This window comes from Streptomyces sp. NPDC000345, assembly GCF_042898825.1.
Taxonomy (GTDB): Bacteria; Actinomycetota; Actinomycetes; order Streptomycetales; family Streptomycetaceae; genus Streptomyces.
In genome coordinates this window covers 20012-39321 of record NZ_JBIAZE010000013.1, presented here as the reverse complement: position 1 = coordinate 39321, position 19310 = coordinate 20012, and the positions used below count along the sequence as shown (strand labels likewise).

The following is a 19310-nucleotide window of genomic DNA, read 5'->3' as shown; positions in this document are numbered from 1 at the left end:
GCGGCTCAGGGTGCCGCGTACGGGCCGTCCGGCCTGCTCCGGCGCTGCTCGACCGTCTCCCGGCTGAGCTCCTCGGTCTCCCGCTCCGGCAGCCGCTCGAAGCCGTCCTCGGTGATGACCGAGACGGTCGGGAAGATGCGGCGGCCGATGTCGGGTCCGCCGGTGGCGGAGTCGTCGTCGGCCGCGTCGTACAGGGCCTGGAGCGCGGCCAGAGCCGCCTCGCGGCGGGGCAGGTCCGCCCGGAACAGCTTCTTCAGGGCACCGCGCGCGTACGGCGATCCGGAGCCCTCGGCGTGGAAGGGCGCCTGCTCGTACAGGCCGCCGGCCACGTCGAAGCTGAAGATGCGGCCCCGGGCGCCGCCGGGCGCGGTGCGGTCGTAGCCCGCGAGGAGGGGGACGACGGCGAGGCCCTGCATGGCCTGGCCGAGGTTCTGCCGGATCATCGTGGCGAGCCGGCGGGCCTTGGCGCCGAGGGTCATGGGGATGCCTTCGAGCTTCTCGAAGTGGGTGAGCTCGACCTGGTACAGCTTCACCATGTCCAGGGCGAGCCCGACGGTGCCGGCGAAGGCGACGGCGGTGTGGTCGTCCGCCGGGTGCACCTTCTCCAGGTCCCGCTGGGCGATGAGGTTGCCCATCGTGGCCCGGCGGTCGCCCGCGATCAGGACGCCGTCGCGGTAGGAGAGGGCGAGGACCGTGGTGCCGTGCGGGAACCGGTCGGGCGCGGCGCGGACGCCGTCGGGGAACGGCGGGCGGTTCGGGAGCAGTTCGGGCCGGTGCGCCGCGAGGAACTCGCTGAAGGACGAGCCCCCCGGGGTGAGGAACGCGTCCCCCAGCCGGCCCTCGTGCCCACGGTCTGCCGTCATGCCACTCCCCCTCGCCCGCCGCGGTCACCGACTTCCTCCTACCTACCTGCGCCCGGCGGCCGGGAAACCCGGGTACGGCTCAGCGGGTGTTCGGTCCCCGGTGCGGGGGCTGGGCGGGCGGCCGGCGCACCGGCGCGGGCGGCACCAGGCGCACCACGGGGCCGTCCCCGTTCACGGTGAGCGGCGCGCCGTGGTGACGGATCGTCAGGGGTCCGCCGGACAGCAGGGTGTACACGGCCTTCTCGGGGCCGATCTCCACGCGCAGCCGGCTGCCGCGGAGCTGGACGCTGAACGCGAGGCGGCTGAACTTCTCCGGCAGGCGGGGCGCGAAGCGCAGGCTGTCGCCGTCGCGGCGCAGTCCCCCGAACCCGGCGACCAGGGCCGTCCAGGTGCCGGCCAGCGAGGCGATGTGCAGTCCGTCGCGGGTGTTGTGCTCCAGGTCGGCCAGGTCCATCAGCGCGGCCTCGGCGGTGTAGTCGTAGGCCAGCCGCAGATGGCCGGCCTGCGCGGCGATCACCGCCTGGCAGCAGGCGGACAGCGAGGAGTCGCGGACGGTCAGGGGTTCGTAGTAGGCGAAGTTGCGGGCGAGCTGCTCGTCGTCGAAGTGGCCGTCGCAGGTGTACATCGCCAGGACCAGGTCGGCCTGCTTGACGACCTGCTTGCGGTAGAGGTCGAAGTACGGGAAGTGCAGCAGCAGGGGGTACTGGTCGGGCCGGGTGCCGGCGAAGTCCCAGTGCTGGTAGCGGGTGAAGCCGGCGTGCTGTTCGTGCACGGCGAGGTCGTGGTTGTAGGGGATGTGCACGGCCTCGGCGGCGTCCCGCCAGGCGGCGCTCTCCTCCTCGTCGACGCCGAGCCGGGCGGCCTCCCGGGGGTGGCGTTCGACGGCGTCGGCGGCGGCGAGGAGGTTCGCGCTGGCCATCAGGTTGGTGTAGGTGTTGTCGTCGGCGACGGCGCTGTACTCGTCGGGTCCGGTGACGCCGTCGATGTGGAAGGTGCCGTGGGCGTCGTGGTGGCCGAGCGAGCGCCACAGCCGGGCCGTCTCCACCAGCAGCTCGACGCCCGTGGTCCGTTCGAAGTCCCGGTCCCCGGTGGCCGCGACGTACCGGACGACGGCGTCGGCTATGTCCGCGTTGACGTGGAAGGCGGCGGTGCCGGCCGGCCAGTATGCCGAGCCTTCCGAGCCCTCGATGGTCCGCCAGGGGAACGCGGCGCCCCGCAGGCCCAGTTGGACGGCGCGTTCGCGGGCGGCGGGGAGGGTGCTCTGCCGCCAGCGCAGGGCCTCGGCGACGGAGCCGGGGGCGGTGTAGGTGAGCAGGGGGAGGACGAAGGTCTCGGTGTCCCAGAAGGCGTGGCCGTCGTAGCCGGAGCCGGTGAGCCCCTTGGCGGGGATGGCGCGCTGCTCGGCGCGGGCGCCGGCCTGCAGGACGTGGAAGAGGGCGAAGCGGACGGCCTGCTGGATCTCCTCGTCGCCGTCGACCTCGACGTCCGCGCGGGCCCAGAAGTCGTCGAGCCAGGCCCGCTGTTCGTCGAGGAGGCCCTGCCAGCCGCTGTGCGCGGCGGCGGCGAGGGCGGCCTCCACCTGGTCGCTCATCGCGGGCCGGGAGCGGGCGCCGGACCAGCCGTGCGCGACGAGCTTCTCCACCCTCAGCTTCTCGCCGGGTTCCAGCACGGAGGTGACGGTCAGGCGGGCCACGTCGACGTTGCTCTCGCTGCCGGTGGTGGTGCGTTCGGGTCCGGTGACGGTGTGGTCGGCGGCCACGGCGACCCGCAGTCCGCTGCGCTTCGTCCGGTGGACGAGCCGCAGGCGGTGGCCGAGGGCCACGTCCTCCTCAGGTTCCAGCGGCGACTTCAGCGCGCGGGCCGCGCGCGGGTCGCCGTTCGGGTCGGGCAGGCTCTCGTTGGCGACCAGTTCGGACTGGATCACCACCCGGGAGCGGCTGCCGACGGCCTCCACCTCGTAGGCGACGGCGGCGACGGCGCGCTGGGCGAGGGAGACCAGCCGGGTCGAGCGCACCCGGACCGTGGAGCCGGCCGGCGAGGTCCACTCGCAGGTCCGCTCCAGGACGCCCCGGCGCAGGTCGAGCACCCGTTCGTGGGCGACGAGGCGGCCGTAGCGCAGGTCGAACGGCTCGTCGTCGACCAGCAGCCGCAGGACCTTGCCGTTGGTGACGTTGATGACGGTCTGGCCGGACTCCGGGTAGCCGTAGCCCGCCTCGGCGTACGGCAGGGGGTGCAGTTCGTGGACGCCGTTGAGGTAGGAGCCGGGCAGGCCGTGCGGTTCGCCCTCGTCGAGGTTGCCGCGCCAGCCGACGTGTCCGTTGGACAGCGCGAACACCGACTCGCTCTGCGCGAGGACGTCGAGGTCGAGTTCCGTCTCGCGCACGCACCAGGGCTCCACGGTGTACGACCGCTCGGTGATCACGCGCGTCCCCCCAGCTCGGCCAGGTCCTTCACGACGACGTCCGCGCCGTGCGCGTACAGCGCGTCGGTCTGCCCGACGCGGTCGACGCCCACGACGTATCCGAAGTTCCCGGCGCGCCCGGCGTCCATCCCGGCGAGCGCGTCCTCGAACACGGCCGCCGCCGACGGCTCGACACCGAGGTCGCGGGCGGCGGCGAGGAAGGTGTCGGGGTGCGGCTTGCCCGGCAGGCCCCGCTCGGCGGCCACGACGCCGTCGATCCGTACGTCGAAGAGGTCCTCGGCGTCGATCGAGCGCAGCACGTCCCGGGTGTTGGCGCTGGAGGAGACGATCGCCGTCCGCAGCCCCCGCGCGCGGGCCGCCTCGATGTAGCGCAGGGTGCCGTCGTAGGCCTCCACTCCCTCGCTGCGGATCTTCTCCAGAAGGCGCTCGTTCTTGCGGTTCCCGAGGCCGTGGACGGTCGGCGCGTCGGGCGGGTCGTCGGGCCGGCCCTCGGGCAGATGGATGTCGCGGGAGGCGAGGAAGGTGCGCACACCGTCGGCGCGGGGGCGGCCGTCGACGAACTCGTCGTAGTCGTCACCGGCGTCGAACGGCCGGAACCCCTCGCCGTCGCGCTCGCGCAGGAAGGCGTCGAAGGTCTCCTTCCAGGCGGCCGCGTGCACCACGGCCGTCCGGGTGACGACCCCGTCGAGGTCGAAGAGACAGGCCTGGATGGCTTCGGGAAGGCCGAGCGTCGTCGTCATACAGGGTTCCGTTCCCCCGGAACGGGTCCCTCACCGGTGTGGCACCCGCCACATCCGCCGTCCGTACGGCGTCGGCCCGGCGCCGGTCCGGCGTCAGTCGTGGGGGAAGGAGTGGTGCTCGTGCGCGATCAGCCAGCGGCCGTGCTCCTTGCGCAGGCCGAAGGTGAGGCGCAGCCGCAGGCCGGGCGTCGCGGCCAGTTCCCCGGGTGTGCCGCAGCGCAGCAGGGCGTGGGCGTAGGCGACGTCGTGGCCGGCGGTGACGTCGAGGGTGTCGATGTCGAAGCGGGCGCCGTGGGCCTGCCAGGCGAAAAACGGCGGCCAGACGGCCCGGTAGGCCGCGAGGCCGCGGAAGCCCGCGTGCGGTGGCGGGACGTAGTACAGGACGAGGTCCTCCGCGTGGTCGGCGAGGACGGCGTCGAGGTCGCCGCGGTGGACTGCGTCGGCCCAGCGGGTGATCAGGGTGCGGATCTGCGTCTCGTCGTCGGACACGGTCGTCCTCCTCTCGGTACGGGTCGATGCGAACCGGTACCTCCCTGGGGTCTCCTTCCAGGAGACTGCGACACTCTGCTGTGTGCTCACTTTCGACGATCTGCTGCACCGGGCCCGCTCTCTCGCCGGGGAGAGCCGGCGGCGCGCGCTCCTCGGTATCGCGGGAAGCCCCGGCGCGGGCAAGACGACCCTCGCCGAGCGCCTGGTGCGGGAACTGAACGGGGACGGCGAGCCCTGGGCCGCGCACGTCCCCATGGACGGCTTCCACCTCGCCGACGTCGAACTCGACCGTCTGGGCCGCAGCGACCGCAAGGGCGCGCCCGACACCTTCGACGCGGCCGGGTACGCGGCCCTGCTGCACCGGCTGCGGTCGGACACCGACGAGGTGGTGTACGCGCCCGGCTTCGAACGGGTCCTGGAGCAGCCGCTCGCGGGCGCGGTCCCGGTCCCGCCGGCGGCCCGGCTGGTCGTCACGGAGGGCAACTACCTGCTCCTCGACTCGGGCGCGTGGCCGCGGGTACGGGCCGCGCTGGACGAGGTGTGGTTCTGCGAGACCGACGAGGACGACCGCGTCCGCCGGCTGATCGCCCGCCACGAGGAGTTCGGCAAGGAGCACGAGGCGGCGGTGGCCTGGGTGCACGGGAGCGACGAGCGCAACGCCCTGCTGGTGGCCGGGACACGGGACCGGGCGGACCTGGTGGTCCGCGTAGGGTAGCGGTGTGGGGCTGGACATCACCGTACTGGCGCTGGACTGGGAGCGGTTGGAGCGGACTCCGGTGGCCGACCGGCAGGAGCTGCTGTACGAGGCGGCGTGCCCGGACGCTCTCGGCTGGGACGCGGAACCCGAGGTCGGCTGGGTGTTCCCCGCCTCACCGAAGGTGCCCTGGTGCGGCCGCTACGAGTTCCGCAGCACCAGTGGGTCCTACAAGCCGCACTTCTGGGCGGGCGAGGGCTGGGGCACCGCGCGGCGGTTCGCCGCTCCCGCGCTGCGGGACGCTCTGGACGGCTTCCTCTTCCACCTGATCGGGGAGGGGGACGAGCTGCTGGCGACCGGCCTCTTCCCCTCGGATCCGGCACCTTGGCGTCCGGAACTCCTCCTCGTCTGCCCGCCCGCCCTCGTACCCGCGATCGCCGCCCACTGGGCCCGCGCGGAGCCCCTTCTGGAGGGGCTGCGCGAGGAGTACGACCGGCACGCGGCGCGCCCCGGCGGCCGGATCGCCGACTTCGACGCCTTCGTGGTGCTGCTGCGCGAGTGGGCGGTGGTGGTCGAGGAGACGGCGCGGCGTGGCTGGGGACTGCTGGGGCTGCCTGTCTGAGCACCGGCCTCAGTCCTCGGCGGCGCGCAGGGTCAGCTCCGGTTCGGCGTGGGCGTCGTCGGCGCCCAGGACCGCGGTGAAGGCGTCCGTCCGGATGGTCAGCCCCTTCTCGCCCCGCTCGACGGAGACCGCGAACGGCTCCTCGGTGCCGTAGCGCACCGCGAACACGTGCAGGTCGTCCGGTGCGTCCGGGACCGGGCCGGCCTCCAGGGCGGTGGAGCTGACCAGGTGGCGCCAGCCCTCGTCGGGGTTGCCGTAGCCGCGCGGGTCGGCGGCGAGGGCGAAGGCGGCCTCTTCCTGGGTGCGTTCGGCGCGGGAGTCGAAGTGTTCGGCGCCCCGGGCCTCGGGGTGGGTGAGGCGCAGGGTGCCCGCGGAGGAGACGGCCCCGTGCGCGGTGCGCCGGACCCGGTCGCCGTCGTCCTCGGCGTACGGCAGGCCGGCCAGCAGGTACGGGGTGCCGGCGAGGCGTTCCACGGCGACCGCCGTCCACAGGGTCCTGCCGTCGGTGACGTACAGGGAGCGGACGTGGCGCAGGACGTGGTCGCGGCCGACGACCGGCTTGGTGACCAGCTTGGCGGTCAGGCCGCCGGCGCGGACGTCGCGGACGCGGACCGCGCCCATCGGGCGGCACAGCAGGAAGCCGTCGGTGACCGGGCCGAAGCCGTGCTGGCGGCTGACGGCGGCGGGCAGGTAGTAGGTGCCGGCCGCCTCGACCACCGCCGGGGTCATCCGGTCGTCGAAGGCGACGCAGACCGTGCCGGCGCGCAACTGGTGCCGGGCGGGCGCGCCGGCCGGGGTGCGGTGCCAGGGGGTGGTGTCCTGGATCTGCCAGACCAGCATCCACGCGAAGTGGCCGTCGACCCCGCCGTCCGGCTTGACCGCGTGCCGGGCCCAGCGGCTGTCGCCCCGGTAGCGGCCCAGGTCGGAGCCGATGCGGGCGCCGAAGTAGCGCAGGCCGAGCACCGACTCGAAGGCGGAGTGCTGCTCGCTGTAGCGGGAGCCGCCGTTGTCGAAGCCGCCGTTCGTCAGGCGGGCGTCGATGTAGCGGGCGAGGGCGTCCCCGTCCTCGGCGAAGACCTCCTCGCCGCTGACCCGGTGGGCCTGGGCGAGGAAGGAGAGGGAGATCGGGCCGTAGTTGTTGTCGTAGGCGCCGCCGTGTTCGGGGGGCAGCAGGGCGCCCCGGTCGCGGACCCGGTGGGCGCGGATCTCGTCGGTGTACAGCTCCAGGGCCCGGGAGCGGACCCGTGCTCCCTCGTCACCGGGCAGATGGCGGGCCAGCATCAGACCGCCCACCACGCATCCGATCGCCTGGTTGCCCGCCTCCTGCGGGTTGAAGAAGGTCGCCTCGGTGAGCCAGTTCCAGTAGCCGCGGGCCACGTCGAGCAGTTCGGCGCGCTGCCCGTCGTCGACCGGGCCGTCCGCCGTGTCGAGGATGTTCACCGCCTGGAGCAGCGCCCACACCGTGCTCGGCCAGTCGCCGATGGGGTGCGCGCCCGCCTCCAGGACGTAACGGGCGTACGGCAGGCCCGAGTCGCGCACCCTGAGGTTGGGGTAGCCGGGGTTGTCGTCCCGGTAGACCCGCTCGCGCAGGTGGAAGGCGAGGCTGCGGCGGACCGCCTCCGGCAGGCGCGGGTCCTTGGTGCGCTGCCAGGCGAGGGCCAGCAGGGAGGTGATGCCGAGGGAGGTGTCGCCGATGTCGTCGACGCAGTCGGGGTGTTCGAGGCTGCCTTTGGGGGTGAGGCGCGCGAGTGCCTGCTCGGTGACGTCGGCGAGGACGGCGTCGTACGCCTCCGGGGAATCGGGCAGGTCGTGCAGCGGGCCGCGCTGGCGAGGGAGGTGCACGGGATCAGTCCTTCATGCCGGGGATGGCCATGGCGTGGTTCGTCGGGGTCACACGACGGGTGCGGGCCGGCGGGCGCGCAGTGCGACGGTCAGGGTGTGCGGGCCGTGTCCACCGAGGTAGACGCGGTTCCCGGTCGTCGCGTCGGTGCCGCCCGCCACGGTGTGGTCCTGACCCGGGTCGTAGCGCAGTACGTCGCTGCGGTCCGGCCCGGCGAGCGGTTCGCCCGCCTCGACGCCGGCCTCGACCCGGATCTCGTCGTCACCGACCCGGTAGGTCACCGGCCCGGTCGTCAGGCACCAGCGTCCGTCGCCGATCGGTACGGCGCCCTCCGGCACGCCGCCCGGCCGGAAGGTCAGTTCGAGGGCCCAGGGCACCCGTGGTCCGCTGATGTCGATGCGCAGGTCGGCTCCGTCGTCCCTCAGGTCCGCCTCGACGCGGGTCGTGTGGGAGATCTCGTCCCGAGGCCGGTCCGGGAAGGCCATCGCGGCCGAGAAGCGTCCCTCGTCCGCCAGCCCGTAGACGCCGTCGTCCCGCCGCCGGCCCGGCGGGAGCGGCTGGTAGTAGGCGGCCGAGAGGGTTTCGGTGAGCCGGTAGCGGCTGTCGGCGAGGCGTCGCACGTCGGCGGCGCGGAACGGGCCCATGTCGAAGAACCCCCGCGAGAGACGGACCGCGTCGAGGACGGCGTCGCCGGCGAACAGGCGCAGGAAGGTGGGATTGCAGGCGAGGCCCGAGCGGACGCGCCGGTGCGCGGGCACGTCGGAGCCGCCGTACAGCACCGTGTGCGCGGTGGCGGAGGCGCGGACGGCGAGGCGCGCGGTGGTGAGGTACCGGTCGCGCGGCAGTGTCCGCGCGTCCGGGGCCGGCAGCGCGCGGCACAGGTCCGGGGTCAGGAGGGTCTCGGCGAGCAGGCCGGGGTCGTCGATGCCGCCCGCGGCCGCCAGCCTCGCCGCCCGGCTGAAGTCGCCCCGGCCGGTGCGGACCGCGAGCAGTCGGTAGTGCGGCAGGAAGGGCGCCAGCGGGAACCGGTGGTTCTGGTCCTGCCGTCGCGAGTGGACGGTCTCCACGGTGCCGTCCGGCCTGATGAGGTCCAGGGTCGTGGCGAGATTGCGTTCGACGGCGTCGAGCAGGTCGGCGCGGCCGAGCACGCCGGCCAGCAGCAGCAGCGAAGGGTTGGACACGTGGGCCGCGTAGGTGGCGCTCCGTTCCGAGTACAGGCCCTCCGCGTCGATGTCGACGCCTTCGGAGAGCCACTGCTCGACGCGGTCGAGCAGCCGGTCGTCGGGGAACGACCGGTGCAGCCGGGCCAGCGCCGCGCACAGCTCCCAGCGGTGGTTCGGGGTGTGCACCCCACCGGTCAGGAGACTGCCGGACGCGGCGCCGGCGATCTCCGCGAGCGCGGCCGTGACGTCGCGCAGTTCCGGCCCCGCGCCTGCGGCGAGGACGTGCGCGTCGCACACGTCGTTGACGGTGAACGCGGAGTCGGGCGGTGACTGCACGTTGTCGCCGCCGGCGAAGAGGCCGGTGGCGGTCTGCGCGGCCCGCAGGGCGCGGAGGTGGGTCATCGCGGCGGCGACGGCCTGCCCGCTGCCGTGCAGTGCCGAGTGCGGGGACCGGTGGGCCGCGACCAGAGTCCTCACCCGGCGGGCCAGGGCACGGTGGGTCACCCCGGCGGGTTCCTCGCCGGGGGCGGCCGCCAGCGGGGCGGCCGCCCGGTCGGCGGCGCGGGCCACCGCGCGGACGAACTCGTGGTCGGGCGGGGTGGGCAAGGTCAGTCCTTCAGTCCGGCATTGATGTCGGCGCCCATGACGTAGCGCTGGAAGACCAGGAAGATCACGATCAGCGGAATCATGGAGATGACCGACGCGCCGAGCAGTACCGACCAGTTGATGTTCTGCGCGCCGACGATGCTCTGGATACCGATCTGCACGGTGAACTTGTTGGGGTCGTTCAGCATCAGAAGCGGCCAGATGTAGTCGTTCCACCGCCACTGGAAGGACAGGATGGCGAGCGTCAGCATGATGGGCCGGGAGAGCGGCACCATGATCCGCAGGAAGATCGACAGTTCGCGGGCGCCGTCGATGCGCGCGGCTTCCACGAGTTCGTCGGGGACCGTCAGGAAGAACTGGCGGAACATGAAGCATCCGGTCGCGGTGAGCACGGCCGGGAGGATGATGCCGCTGAACGAGTTGTAGAGGCCGAGGTTGCGGACCACCAGGAACTCCGGGGCGAGCATGACCTCGGACGGCAGCATCGTGGTGGCCAGGATGCAGAGGAAGAACACCTTGAGCCACTTGTTGTCGTACTTGGCCAGGGCGTACCCGGTGCAGCAGCTGGCTCCCACGGTGAGGATCGTCGTGATCACGCACACGATGGCCGTGTTGACGAAGTACTGGGAGAAGTTGGCACTGCGCCACGCCGTCAGGTAACCCGACAGGGTGGGGTTGTGCGGAACCAGCGTCAGCGGATAGGAGAACAGGTCGCTGGCCGGCTTGAGGGAGCTGAGGATGAACCACAGCACCGGCAGCCCGTACAGGCACGCCAGGATCCACAGCAGTGTCGTCGCGGGCACCGCCCGCCGGAGCCCGCCGCTGCCCGCCTTGCGGGGCCGCTTCTTGGAAACGGACTGTGTGGCATCGGCGTCGAGCGGGCGTGGCATGTCTGTGGTTGTCATCGGTTCTCCACCCGCCGGTTGACGATCAGCTGGATGATCGCGACGGCCATCAGGATGAGCATGAGCACGAATGACGCGGCGCTCGCGTAGCCGATCTGGCCCCGTTTGAAGCCGGTCTCGTAGATGTACTGGACAAGCAGGTTGTTCGACGTTCCGGGGCCGCCGTTGTTGAGGGCGACGAACACGGGGTATTCCTTCATCGCGTTGATCGTGTTGAGCAGGATGACGATGAACGAGGTGGGCGCGATGCTCGGCAGCGTGATGCTGATGAACTGGCGCCATGGGCCGGCGCCGTCGAGCGAGGCCGCCTCGTAGTACGACACGGGTACGTTCTTGATCGCCGCGATGAACAGCAGCATCGAGAAACCCGTCCAGGCCCAGGACGCCGCCATCACCACGACGATCAGCGACAGGTCCGCGTTCGACTGCCACGGAACGGCACTTCCGCCGAGCTGCTCGATGACGTAGTTGACCAGTCCGAAGTTCTCTCCGAACAGCCACCGCCACAGGACACCGACGACGATGGGCGACAGCAGCCAGGGGATGAAGAAGATGACACGGGCGACCGACGCGCCCTTCGCGTGCCTGTTCACCACCAGGTTGGCGGCGAGCAGCGAGAGCGCGAAGTTCAGCGGTACGAAGAGCACGGCGTACAGCAGCGTCCGGGACAGCGCGTCGTAGAAGGTGGAGTCCCCGAACAGGTTGTGGTAGTTGTCCAGTCCGGTGAACTGGAACGCCCCCACACCCGTGTAGTTCGTGAAGGAGTAGACGAGCCCGATCACCGCCGGCCAGACGAAGAACAGCGAGAAGAGCACGACGTTGGCCGCGATGAGGACGAGCGGTGCGAGGGTGTACTTGCTGCGTCTCCTGGGCGGGCTCACGGACACCTTTGACACGTCCGAGGCGCGTTTTGTCATCTTCCTGACTCCGTGCTGGTGGAATGGGTTCCTGGGGGCTCATGCCGTGAGCCCGGCATCACGTGCGGCGCCAGGGCCGGGCGGCGGCGTCTCGACCCCGCCGCCCGGCCCTGTGGCCCGCGATCAGCCGCCGACCTGCTGGTTGTAGCCGGCCACGATGTTCTCCAGGGCCTTGTCGGCCGACTGCTGGCCGTTGATCGCCTTGCCGAGCTCCGCCTTGGTCGGGTCATCGGCGAGGCTCTTGCCCTTCAGCACCCAGTTCGTCTGCGCGGTGTTGAAGTAGCCGGAGATGGGGGCGTAGAGCGGGATCTCCTCGTTGTAGAGCTTGAACGCCGCCTGCGCCGCCTCGGACTCAAAGGGGTACTCCGGGTTCAGACCGCTCTCGACCGGCAGGAAGCCGGACGTCTCGCAGAGCGTCTTGTAGTGGGCCGGCTCGTACAGCCAGGACAGGAACTTCTTCGCCGCGGTGGCCCCCTCGGCGTTGTTGTTGAAGCCCACCGTCATGCCGCCGCTGTTGACGTCGCTGGCCTGCACCGGCTGGGCGGGAGTCGGGACGCTCGCCCAGTCGAACTTCTTGATGCTGTCCGCGAAGGCGGCGACCTGCCACACGCCGGACCAGTAGGCGACCACGTCACCGCTCTGGAACATGGCGGACGGGTCGGCGCCGCTGGTCCACACCGACTTCGGCATGGTCTTGTTGTCGTTCAGTCCGACGAAGTAGTTCACGGCCTTCTTGGTCGCCGCGTCCACCGAGAACTTGCCGGAGGAGTCCGCGTGGACGTACTTCCCGCCCATCTCGTACACCATGGCGCGGAGCCGGGACGGCGACTGGTCGAAGGTCAGGGAGTACTTGGCGCCCGTCTTCTCCCGGACCTTGTCCGCCGCCGCGATGAAGTCGGTCCAGGTCCAGGTCTTGTCGGGCGAGGCCGGGAAGGAGACGCCGGCCTTCTTGAACAGCGTCTCGTTGATGAACAGGCCGGACGCGGTGACGTCCGAAGGGATGGACAGCACCTTCCCGGACGAGTCCTTGGCGAGGAAGTTGGCGTTGATGTTGTTGCTCTTGTCGTTGGCGATGGAGCTGAGGTCGATCAGCTTGCTCGACCAGATCGGGTCCAGCGCCGGCACGGCCGCCACGTCGGGCAGGGAGTTCGCCTGTGCGGCGTTGTGCAGCTTCGTCGTGTAGCCGTCGTAGGGGATGTTGACGAGCTTGACGGAGACGCCGGCTTCCTTCTTGTACTGCGCCACGAGCTTCTTCCAGCCCGCGTCCTGTCCCGGAACCGTGGAGATCCAGAACGTCAGCGACTTGGCGTTCCCGCCCGAGTCGGACCCCGACCCGCAGGCGGAGAGCAGCAGGGCACCTGCCGTGGCCACGGCAGCGAGGGGAACCACGCGGCCTATGCCGCCGCGGCCGAGTCGGCGGGAGCGCCGCACACCCACAGTGGTCATCTTTGATCCCTTTTCGTCGTAGGGGACGCAGCACGGCGCCGACCGAGGCGGCACGGGTGCATTTTGCAGGAAGGTTCGCTTTCCGAGGGCGCGGCCTCGCCCGGCCGCGTCATCCTGACGGGCGAGGGTCCCCGGCCGCTGTGGCCGTCGCCGCACAAGCACGCCCTGGTGCGGTTGCCGTACGTCGAGTACGGGCGGGACGCTCACCTCAAGCCGGTGTCCCGACCGGCTTAGAAAGCGCTTGTCCGGACATTGGCAGACCGAGTCGGAGGCCGTCAATCCTTGGGCCCCGCGGCCTCGGTCACGGTTTGGACTCCCCGGGCGACCGCGAGCCGTGCCGCACCCGCGACGGTGCCCAGGTCGCCGACCGTGCTGCTGACCACTTCGGTGGGCCAGCTGAGGCGTGCCAGTTCGGCGCGCACACCCGGCAGGAGCTGCGGATCCGCGCCGGTGCTGCCCCCCAGCACGATCAGGCCGGGGTCCAGCACGGCGGTCACCGCGGCGGCGAGACGGCCCACGTCCGTGGCATGACGGCCGACGACGGCTCGGGCCGTGGCCCCGCCCTGCCCGGCCAGCGCGAAGAGCCGCTCGGTGGTACGGGGACAGGGGCCGTCCACGGCCTCCCAGGCGTCTTCGGCCCGGCGCAGGAGGGAGCGGGCGCCGATGTACTGCTCCAGGGCCTCCTGGCGGGGCTCACGGCCGTCGTCCCAGGGGTAGGGCAGCCGGGCCAGCTCGCCGGCGGCGCCGTTGGATCCGCGCAGCACCTGGCCGCCGACGACGATGCCGAGGCCGATGCCGACACCGATCCGCAGGTAGCCGAAGGTGTGACGGCCCCGGGCGGCGCCCTCGTGCAGCTCCGCGAGCGCGGCGCAGTTGACGTTGTTCTCGACGTGGACGGGGACCCCGGCGGGCAGGGCGACGGCCATGGCGTCGAAGACCGGGCCGGCCTTGGCGGTGGCCGGGCGCATCCCGCTGCCCTGCCGGTCCCGCGCGGTGACGTCACCGACGGCGACGACGATGGAGCGCAGCGGGGCGCCCGCGGGCAGCGCGGAGAGCGCCTCGCGTACGGCGTCGGCGGCGTCCTTGCGGGAGGCGGTCGCCTCGGCGAGCAGCGTGCCGTCCAGGGCGCAGCCCCTGACCCGGGTGACGGCGGGGCCGAGATCGACGGCCAGGACGGCGCCGGCGGCGGGCCCGAGCCGGTAGACGGCGGCGGAGCGGCCGGTCCCGCTGGAGGCGGTGCCGGAGTGCGCGGCGAGCCGGGCGCCCTCCAGCTCCGCCACGGCGGAGGACACCGTCGGCTTGGACAGCCCCGCCAGGCTCGCCAGCTGCGGCCGGGTGGCGCTGCCCGCCTGGGCCAGCACGGCGAACACCGCGCTCGCGCTCTCGGTCAGGCGGGGGGCTTCCGCCACGTCGTGTTCCACAGTTTCCCCCACACGGGTACAGGGCCGCGCACCCTGCCGATCTCTTCGGCGGGCTGCGGCGATGGGATGCGACGACGGCGCGCGGTCCCGCCCCGCGGCGGCCCGGACGGGCGTCCCGGGGGTCGAGTGCGCGACTGCTCTTGACGCACTGTACTTCGTTAGTTAACTTCCTAACGAACTTCACGGTACTCGCCTGCCGTGCCTCACCAGAAGCCCGTCCCGGGGCTTCCCTAGTTCACCGAAGCTCCCTCCAGGCGCGGGATCTCCCGCGGTCACGGTTCGCCCGCCGTCGCAGCTCAGCGCATCGACGAAAGAGGATCCGTGCAGGACTCCCCCCCTTCGTGCCCCCTCGTGGTCGGCGTCGACGTGGGCGGCACCAAGACGCATCTCCGCGCGCTCGCGGGCGGGGACGTCGTCGCCGACCACGTCCGGTCCAGCAGCGGCTGGCGGCCGCACGACCCGGCCGCCGCCGCGCACTGGCTGGCCGGGCTCGTCCAGGAGGCGCTGCCGGCGGGCACCCGCCCGGGCGCGCTGGCCGTGGGCGCCCACGCCTGTGAGACACCCCGGCAGTGCGCGCCGATCCGTGCCGCCGTCCAGGAACTTCTCGGCGTTCCCGCGCACATCGTGGGCGACGCCGAGCTTCTCGTGCCCGCCGCCGGACTGGACAAGGGGGTCGGCCTGGTCGCCGGCACCGGTTCGGTCGCGGTGGGTCCGCTGCCCGACGGCACCCCCGTGCAGGTGGGCGGCTGGGGGGCGGTCCTCGGCGACGAGGGCGGCGCCGCCGGTCTGGTCCGGGAGGCGGCGCGGGCCGTGTGGGCCGCCCACGACCGCGGGGAGGAGCCGGACGCCCTCGCGGCCGGTCTCCTCGCCGCGTTCGCGGTGCCCGAGGTGCCCGCGCTCGGCGCGGCCCTCGAGGGCGCCTCGGACGTCTCCGCCGAGTGGGGCCGGCACGCGCGCGTGGTCTTCACGGCCGCCGCCGACGGCTCCGCGCTCGCCCGCCGCGTGATCACCGGGGCGGGCGAGGCCCTCGCCGGGCTCGTCGTCCGGCTCGCCGGCCGCGGGGTCGCGGTCGACGACGTGGTGGTGGCGGGCGGCACGGTGCTCGGGCAGCCCGCGCTGTACGAGGCGTTCACCGCCGCGCTGGACGCCGCCGTACCGGGAGCACGGCCGCGGCCGCTGACCGTGCCGCCGGTCGAGGGCGCGGTGGCGCTGGCGCGTTCGCTTCTGTGAGCCGCCGCTCCCCCGTTCACCCGCGGGACACGCACCGGTCGCCCGGGCCTCGCGGAAGCGACACGGCCCGGCCGTAGATCTTCGCTCGTACGCGTCATCCGGCTCACCGGCCCTCAGAAGGCCACCGAGCCGCACATGACCGCACCTCTTCCCTCCGGCCTCCCGGCCGCAGAACTCGAGAGAGGCACATCCATGCCGTCATCCGCCGGCCTCAGCACCCCCTCGGCCGTGAACAGAAGGCGCTTCCTGAAGGTCTCCTTCGGTGGCTCCGCGGCGCTGGTCGCCGCCCCGACGACGGTCTCCTGGCTGGGCGCCGCCGACGCCAGGGCCGCCACGGGCGCGCTGCCGTTCGTCGACGACTACAGGACGAACGTCCTGACGAACCTCACGCCCGAGACCAACGCCGTGGTGCGGATCCTCGGCGGCTTCGCGCAGGTGTGGAAGACCGGCTCGGGCTGGAACACCGGCACCCCGCTCCGGCCGGAGATCCTGCGCGCCAACATGCGCTACTGCGCCGCGGTCACCGGGGCGCGCACCGAGGCCCAGGGCAGGGAGGCGTTCGTCCACGACCGCCAGCACCAGAGCTACGCGATGATCGGCGGGCTGGGTCCGCTCGCGGACCTGTACCGGACCGGCGCCAAGGCGGTCACGTCGATCACGAGCGCGCCGGACACCACGCCCGCGACCACCGTCAGCGACGCGGTGCCCGCCGACGCCCCCGCCGGTTCCGCGCTCGGCGCCGGCTCGTACACCTCCGACCTCGGCCAGGTGGCCAGGCTGGTCGACACCGTGCGCGGCCCGTACGCCTCGGGCAACCCCGGCAAGTACGCCTTCCAGTACCCGCGTCCGTGGCGCATGAACGAGGACAGCGAGGTCGTCGACACCGGCGCGACCGACGCGCTCGGGTATCCGGTCTACGACTCGAAGGTGGTCGTCGTCCCGCAGCTGCTGCGTCAGCGCGGCACCTCCGCGACCGACGACGGCGGCTTCCCGAGCGGCCACACCAACGCCTTCCATCTCGCCTCCCTGGCGTTCGCGTACGCGGTGCCGGAGCGGTTCCAGGAGCTGGTGACCCGCGCCCTGGAGCTCAGCCACACCCGGATCGTCTCCGGCATGCACTCCACGGTCGACGTCATGGGCGGCCGCATCATGGCGACCGCGCTCGCCGCGGCCGCCCTCGCCGACCCGGCCAACGCCGAGCTGAAGGCGGCCGCCCGCGCCCAGGCCCTGGCCTACTTCACCGGAAAGACCGGGACCACGGCCGACACACTGTTCGCCTACGCGCACGCGGACGCCTCCGACAAGTACGCCGACCGGGACGCCAACCGGCGTGCCGCCGAGCCGCGCCTGACGTACGTCCTGGAGCGCCAGGGCCGCAAGGAACCCCTCACCGTGCCCAAGGGCGCCGAGGTGCTGCTGGAGACCCGCCAGCCGTACCTCACCGCCGAGCAGCGCCGCGCGGTCCTGCGCACGACCGCGCTGCCCTCCGGGTACGTCCTGCTGGACGGCTTCGAGCAGTGGGGCCGCCTCAACCTGTTCGCGGCCGCCGACGGTTACGGCTCCTTCGAGTCCGACGTGACGGTCACCCTGGACGCGGCGAAGGGCGGCTTCCACGCGGCCGACGCCTGGCGCAACGACATCGACGGCGACGGCGGTCTGACCAAGCGCGGCTCGGGCACGCTCACCCTGACCGGCCACAACCGCTACCACGGCGGCACGGTGGTGGAGGAGGGCACGCTCGTCGCCGGGCACGCCGACGCGCTCGGCCAGGGCGGCGTACGGCTCACCGGCGGCACGGTCCGCGCGGAGCTGCCGGTGCGGGTGCGCGGCACCTGGACGCAGTCGACGGGCGCGACGCTGGAGCTGCCGCTGCGCCGCGGCCACGGGCCGGCGCTCACCGTGTCGGGCCGGGTGACCCTCGGCCAGGGCTCGGTGCTGTCGCTGCGCCTGGACGACGAGCGGCCCGCCCGCGCCGGGGACGTCGTCCCGGTGATCGCCGCCTGCGCGCTGCGCGGCCAGTTCGACGAGGTGGAGCTGAACTCCGACAAGCTGCGCGCCGTACCTGTCTACACGGCGGACGGTCTGTCGGTACGACTCCGGAAGCGGTAGCGCCCCTGGGGGCGGGAGCTGGTGCACAGTGGCCCTGTGGCCACCGCGGACCGCTCCCGCCGCCGCCCCGCGCGTGTCGCCGCGGGGCGGATGATGACGCGCGCGACTCCCACGGACGCACAGCGGACGCACGGACGGCACCGGGAACCGGTGCCGTCCCGGCCGCGCCCCTCACCGCCGGGCCGGCTCCGTCCGTGGCCGGTACGTCTGCTGGTGGCGCTGCTGCTGGCCCAGACGGCGGCCGCGGCGGTGACGACGGCGGTGCGGCAGACGCCGACCATCGACGAACCGGTGTACGTCGCCACGGCCGCCGGATATCTGCGCGAGCACCGGATCCGCTACAACCCCGAGCACCCGCCGCTGGGCAAGCTCGTCGTCGCCGGCGGGGTGGCCCTCGCCGGCCCACGGGTGGACACGGACTTCACCGGCGACCAGACCGCGGCGGGCCGGCATCTCCTCTACGAGTCGGGCAACGACCCCTGGCGGCTGATGTTCTGGGCCAGGCTGCCGGTGATCATCCTGACGCTGCTGTTCGGCCTGGTGGTCTTCGCCTTCACCCGCGACCTCGCCGGGCCCGCCCCCGCCCTGGCCGCGCTCGCTCTGTACGCCTTCTCCCCCGACGTGATCGCGCACGGTTCCCTGGCGACGCTCGACGTCCCGGCGGCGGGCTTCCTGCTGACGTCTGCGTGGCTGCTGTGGCGGGTCCGCGGCGGACGGGCGCGCGTGTACCTTCCGCTCGCCGGGGCCGCGCTCGGCGCCGCGCTCGCCACGAAGATGAGCGCGCTGCCCGCGGCGCCCGTGCTGGTGGCTCTCGCGGCCTGGTCGACGGGGCTCCGGCGGGTGCGCGGGGCGGTGGCGGCGGCGGTCGTCGCGGTGACCGCCGTGGCCGTCGTGTGGATGACGTACCTCCTGGTGGATCCCCGGCTGCGGTGGGACCCGCGGCAGACGCACGTGCCCGTGGTGCACGGACTGCGCGGGCTGCTGGTGCGGCTGCTGCCCTTCCCGGAGGCGTACCGGGACGGCGTGCGGGTGCAGTTCGGGCTGGAGAACCAGGCCTGGCAGGGCTTTCTGTTCGGGCACGTGTACTCGGGGCCGCGCTGGTACTACCTGCCGGTCGCGCTGGTGGTGAAGACACCGCTCGGCATGCTCGCGCTGTGGACGGCCGGGGCGCTCGCCCTGGTGGCGGTGCGGCGGCTGCGCCCGGTGGTGCCCTACGTGCTGGTGCCCGCGGCGGTGCTGCTGGCCTCGGCGATGACCGGGTCGCGCAACTTCGGCACCCGGTACGCGGTCTTCCTGCCGATGTTCCTCGCGGTGGCCGCCGGATGCGTCCTGGTGGTGCGGTGGCCGGGGAGGCGGGTGCTGACCTGGGCGGTGGTGGCGTTCGTCGCGGTCAGTTCGCTGCGGACGTTCCCGTACTACCTGCCGTACTCCAACGAGGCGTTCGGCGGACCGGCGAAGACGCATCTGCGGCTGCACGACTCCAACGTGGACTGGGGCCAGGATCTCGGACGGCTGGCGGACCGGCTGCACGGGCGGTACGCGGGCGAACGGGTGTGGCTCGTCTACAAGGGCAGCGGTGTGCCCGCGTACTACGGCATCCGGGCGTCCGACCCGCGGCGGGCGCCGCTGCGCACGGTGCACGGGGTGCTGGCCGTGTCGGACTCCGCCGCGGCCAGGGCGAGGGGGCGGCTGGCCCGGCTGATCCGCTCCAGCCGGCAGGTCGGCGAGGTCGGGCACTCGATCACGATTTACCAGCGGTAGCGGCCGGCGGGGTGTGCGACGGGCAGGGTCTCGGGCACGCTGTCCCGCACGCTCCGTGAGCTATGTTGAGCTGCGTGGGAGA

General features: G+C 72.9%; 15 protein-coding genes. 5 read left to right on the top strand and 10 right to left on the bottom strand.

Annotation, left to right across the window (positions count from 1 at the left end; genetic code table 11):
- Positions 1–5 precede the first annotated feature (5 nt).
- The 4 genes from prcB to ACFY30_RS28120 all read right to left on the bottom strand — a co-directional run bounded on the left by prcB (position 6) and on the right by ACFY30_RS28120 (position 4514).
- A complete protein-coding gene (gene prcB, locus ACFY30_RS28135) occupies positions 6–863 on the bottom strand; it encodes a proteasome subunit beta (RefSeq protein ID WP_390847941.1) in 858 nt (285 codons plus the stop codon).
- 79 nt (positions 864–942) lie between these two features.
- Positions 943–3285, bottom strand: a complete 2343-nt coding sequence (locus tag ACFY30_RS28130) for a glycoside hydrolase family 65 protein (RefSeq protein ID WP_390847940.1) — start codon at positions 3283–3285, stop codon at positions 943–945.
- Positions 3282–4025 (bottom strand): HAD family hydrolase, encoded by a 744-nt coding sequence (locus tag ACFY30_RS28125; protein WP_390847939.1) that lies wholly within the window; start codon positions 4023–4025, stop codon positions 3282–3284. The genes ACFY30_RS28130 and ACFY30_RS28125 overlap by 4 nt, the downstream gene beginning before the upstream one ends.
- Before the next feature lie 93 nt (positions 4026–4118).
- On the bottom strand, positions 4119–4514 hold the full coding sequence (locus tag ACFY30_RS28120) for a YybH family protein (protein ID WP_390847938.1): 396 nt from the start codon (positions 4512–4514) through the stop codon (positions 4119–4121).
- A gap of 82 nt (positions 4515–4596) precedes the next feature.
- Here ACFY30_RS28120 and ACFY30_RS28115 point away from each other — a divergent pair, with 82 nt between their 5' ends.
- A complete protein-coding gene (locus ACFY30_RS28115; protein ID WP_390847937.1) occupies positions 4597–5229 on the top strand; it encodes a nucleoside/nucleotide kinase family protein in 633 nt (210 codons plus the stop codon).
- 4 nt (positions 5230–5233) lie between these two features.
- Positions 5234–5830, top strand: a complete 597-nt coding sequence (locus tag ACFY30_RS28110; RefSeq protein ID WP_390847936.1) for a hypothetical protein — start codon at positions 5234–5236, stop codon at positions 5828–5830.
- A gap of 9 nt (positions 5831–5839) precedes the next feature.
- On the opposite strand, the gene ACFY30_RS28105 is transcribed toward ACFY30_RS28110, so the two are convergent.
- The 6 genes from ACFY30_RS28105 to ACFY30_RS28080 form a co-directional block, all read right to left on the bottom strand.
- Positions 5840–7672, bottom strand: coding sequence for a hypothetical protein (locus tag ACFY30_RS28105; protein WP_390847935.1), 1833 nt, complete (start codon positions 7670–7672; stop codon positions 5840–5842).
- Positions 7673–7720: 48 nt separating this feature from the next.
- The gene (locus tag ACFY30_RS28100) at positions 7721–9439 is read right to left on the bottom strand and encodes a hypothetical protein (RefSeq protein WP_390847934.1); all 1719 of its coding nucleotides are present in this window, start codon (positions 9437–9439) and stop codon (positions 7721–7723) included.
- A 2-nt stretch (positions 9440–9441) separates the two neighbouring features.
- On the bottom strand, positions 9442–10344 hold the full coding sequence (locus ACFY30_RS28095) for a carbohydrate ABC transporter permease (protein ID WP_390847933.1): 903 nt from the start codon (positions 10342–10344) through the stop codon (positions 9442–9444).
- On the bottom strand, positions 10341–11261 hold the full coding sequence (locus ACFY30_RS28090) for a carbohydrate ABC transporter permease (protein WP_390847932.1): 921 nt from the start codon (positions 11259–11261) through the stop codon (positions 10341–10343). The genes ACFY30_RS28095 and ACFY30_RS28090 overlap by 4 nt, the downstream gene beginning before the upstream one ends.
- A gap of 123 nt (positions 11262–11384) precedes the next feature.
- Complete coding sequence (locus ACFY30_RS28085) at positions 11385–12707, bottom strand: ABC transporter substrate-binding protein (protein ID WP_390847931.1); 1323 nt, start codon at positions 12705–12707, stop codon at positions 11385–11387.
- A gap of 275 nt (positions 12708–12982) precedes the next feature.
- A complete protein-coding gene (locus ACFY30_RS28080; RefSeq protein ID WP_390847930.1) occupies positions 12983–14116 on the bottom strand; it encodes an ROK family transcriptional regulator in 1134 nt (377 codons plus the stop codon).
- A 333-nt stretch (positions 14117–14449) separates the two neighbouring features.
- Between ACFY30_RS28080 and ACFY30_RS28075 the strand changes: the two genes are divergently transcribed.
- The 3 genes from ACFY30_RS28075 (at position 14450) to ACFY30_RS28065 (ending at position 19228) form a co-directional block, all read left to right on the top strand.
- Complete coding sequence (locus ACFY30_RS28075; protein ID WP_390847929.1) at positions 14450–15358, top strand: N-acetylglucosamine kinase; 909 nt, start codon at positions 14450–14452, stop codon at positions 15356–15358.
- Between the two features lie 192 nt (positions 15359–15550).
- On the top strand, positions 15551–17467 hold the full coding sequence (locus ACFY30_RS28070) for a phosphatase PAP2 family protein (protein ID WP_390847928.1): 1917 nt from the start codon (positions 15551–15553) through the stop codon (positions 17465–17467).
- A 90-nt stretch (positions 17468–17557) separates the two neighbouring features.
- On the top strand, positions 17558–19228 hold the full coding sequence (locus ACFY30_RS28065; RefSeq protein WP_390848107.1) for a phospholipid carrier-dependent glycosyltransferase: 1671 nt from the start codon (positions 17558–17560) through the stop codon (positions 19226–19228).
- Positions 19229–19310 lie beyond the last annotated feature (82 nt).

What these genes read in the sequence shown, in the direction of transcription:
- prcB (WP_390847941.1), bottom strand. Translation starts at nt 863, where the DNA reads ATGACGGCAGACCGTGGGCACGAGGGCCGGCTGGGGGACGCGTTCCTC.
- ACFY30_RS28125 (WP_390847939.1), bottom strand. Translation starts at nt 4,025, where the DNA reads ATGACGACGACGCTCGGCCTTCCCGAAGCCATCCAGGCCTGTCTCTTC.
- ACFY30_RS28095 (WP_390847933.1), bottom strand. Translation starts at nt 10,344, where the DNA reads ATGACAACCACAGACATGCCACGCCCGCTCGACGCCGATGCCACACAG.
- ACFY30_RS28090 (WP_390847932.1), bottom strand. Translation starts at nt 11,261, where the DNA reads ATGACAAAACGCGCCTCGGACGTGTCAAAGGTGTCCGTGAGCCCGCCC.
- ACFY30_RS28085 (WP_390847931.1), bottom strand. Translation starts at nt 12,707, where the DNA reads ATGACCACTGTGGGTGTGCGGCGCTCCCGCCGACTCGGCCGCGGCGGC.
- ACFY30_RS28070 (WP_390847928.1), top strand. Translation starts at nt 15,551, where the DNA reads ATGCCGTCATCCGCCGGCCTCAGCACCCCCTCGGCCGTGAACAGAAGG.
- ACFY30_RS28065 (WP_390848107.1), top strand. Translation starts at nt 17,558, where the DNA reads ATGATGACGCGCGCGACTCCCACGGACGCACAGCGGACGCACGGACGG.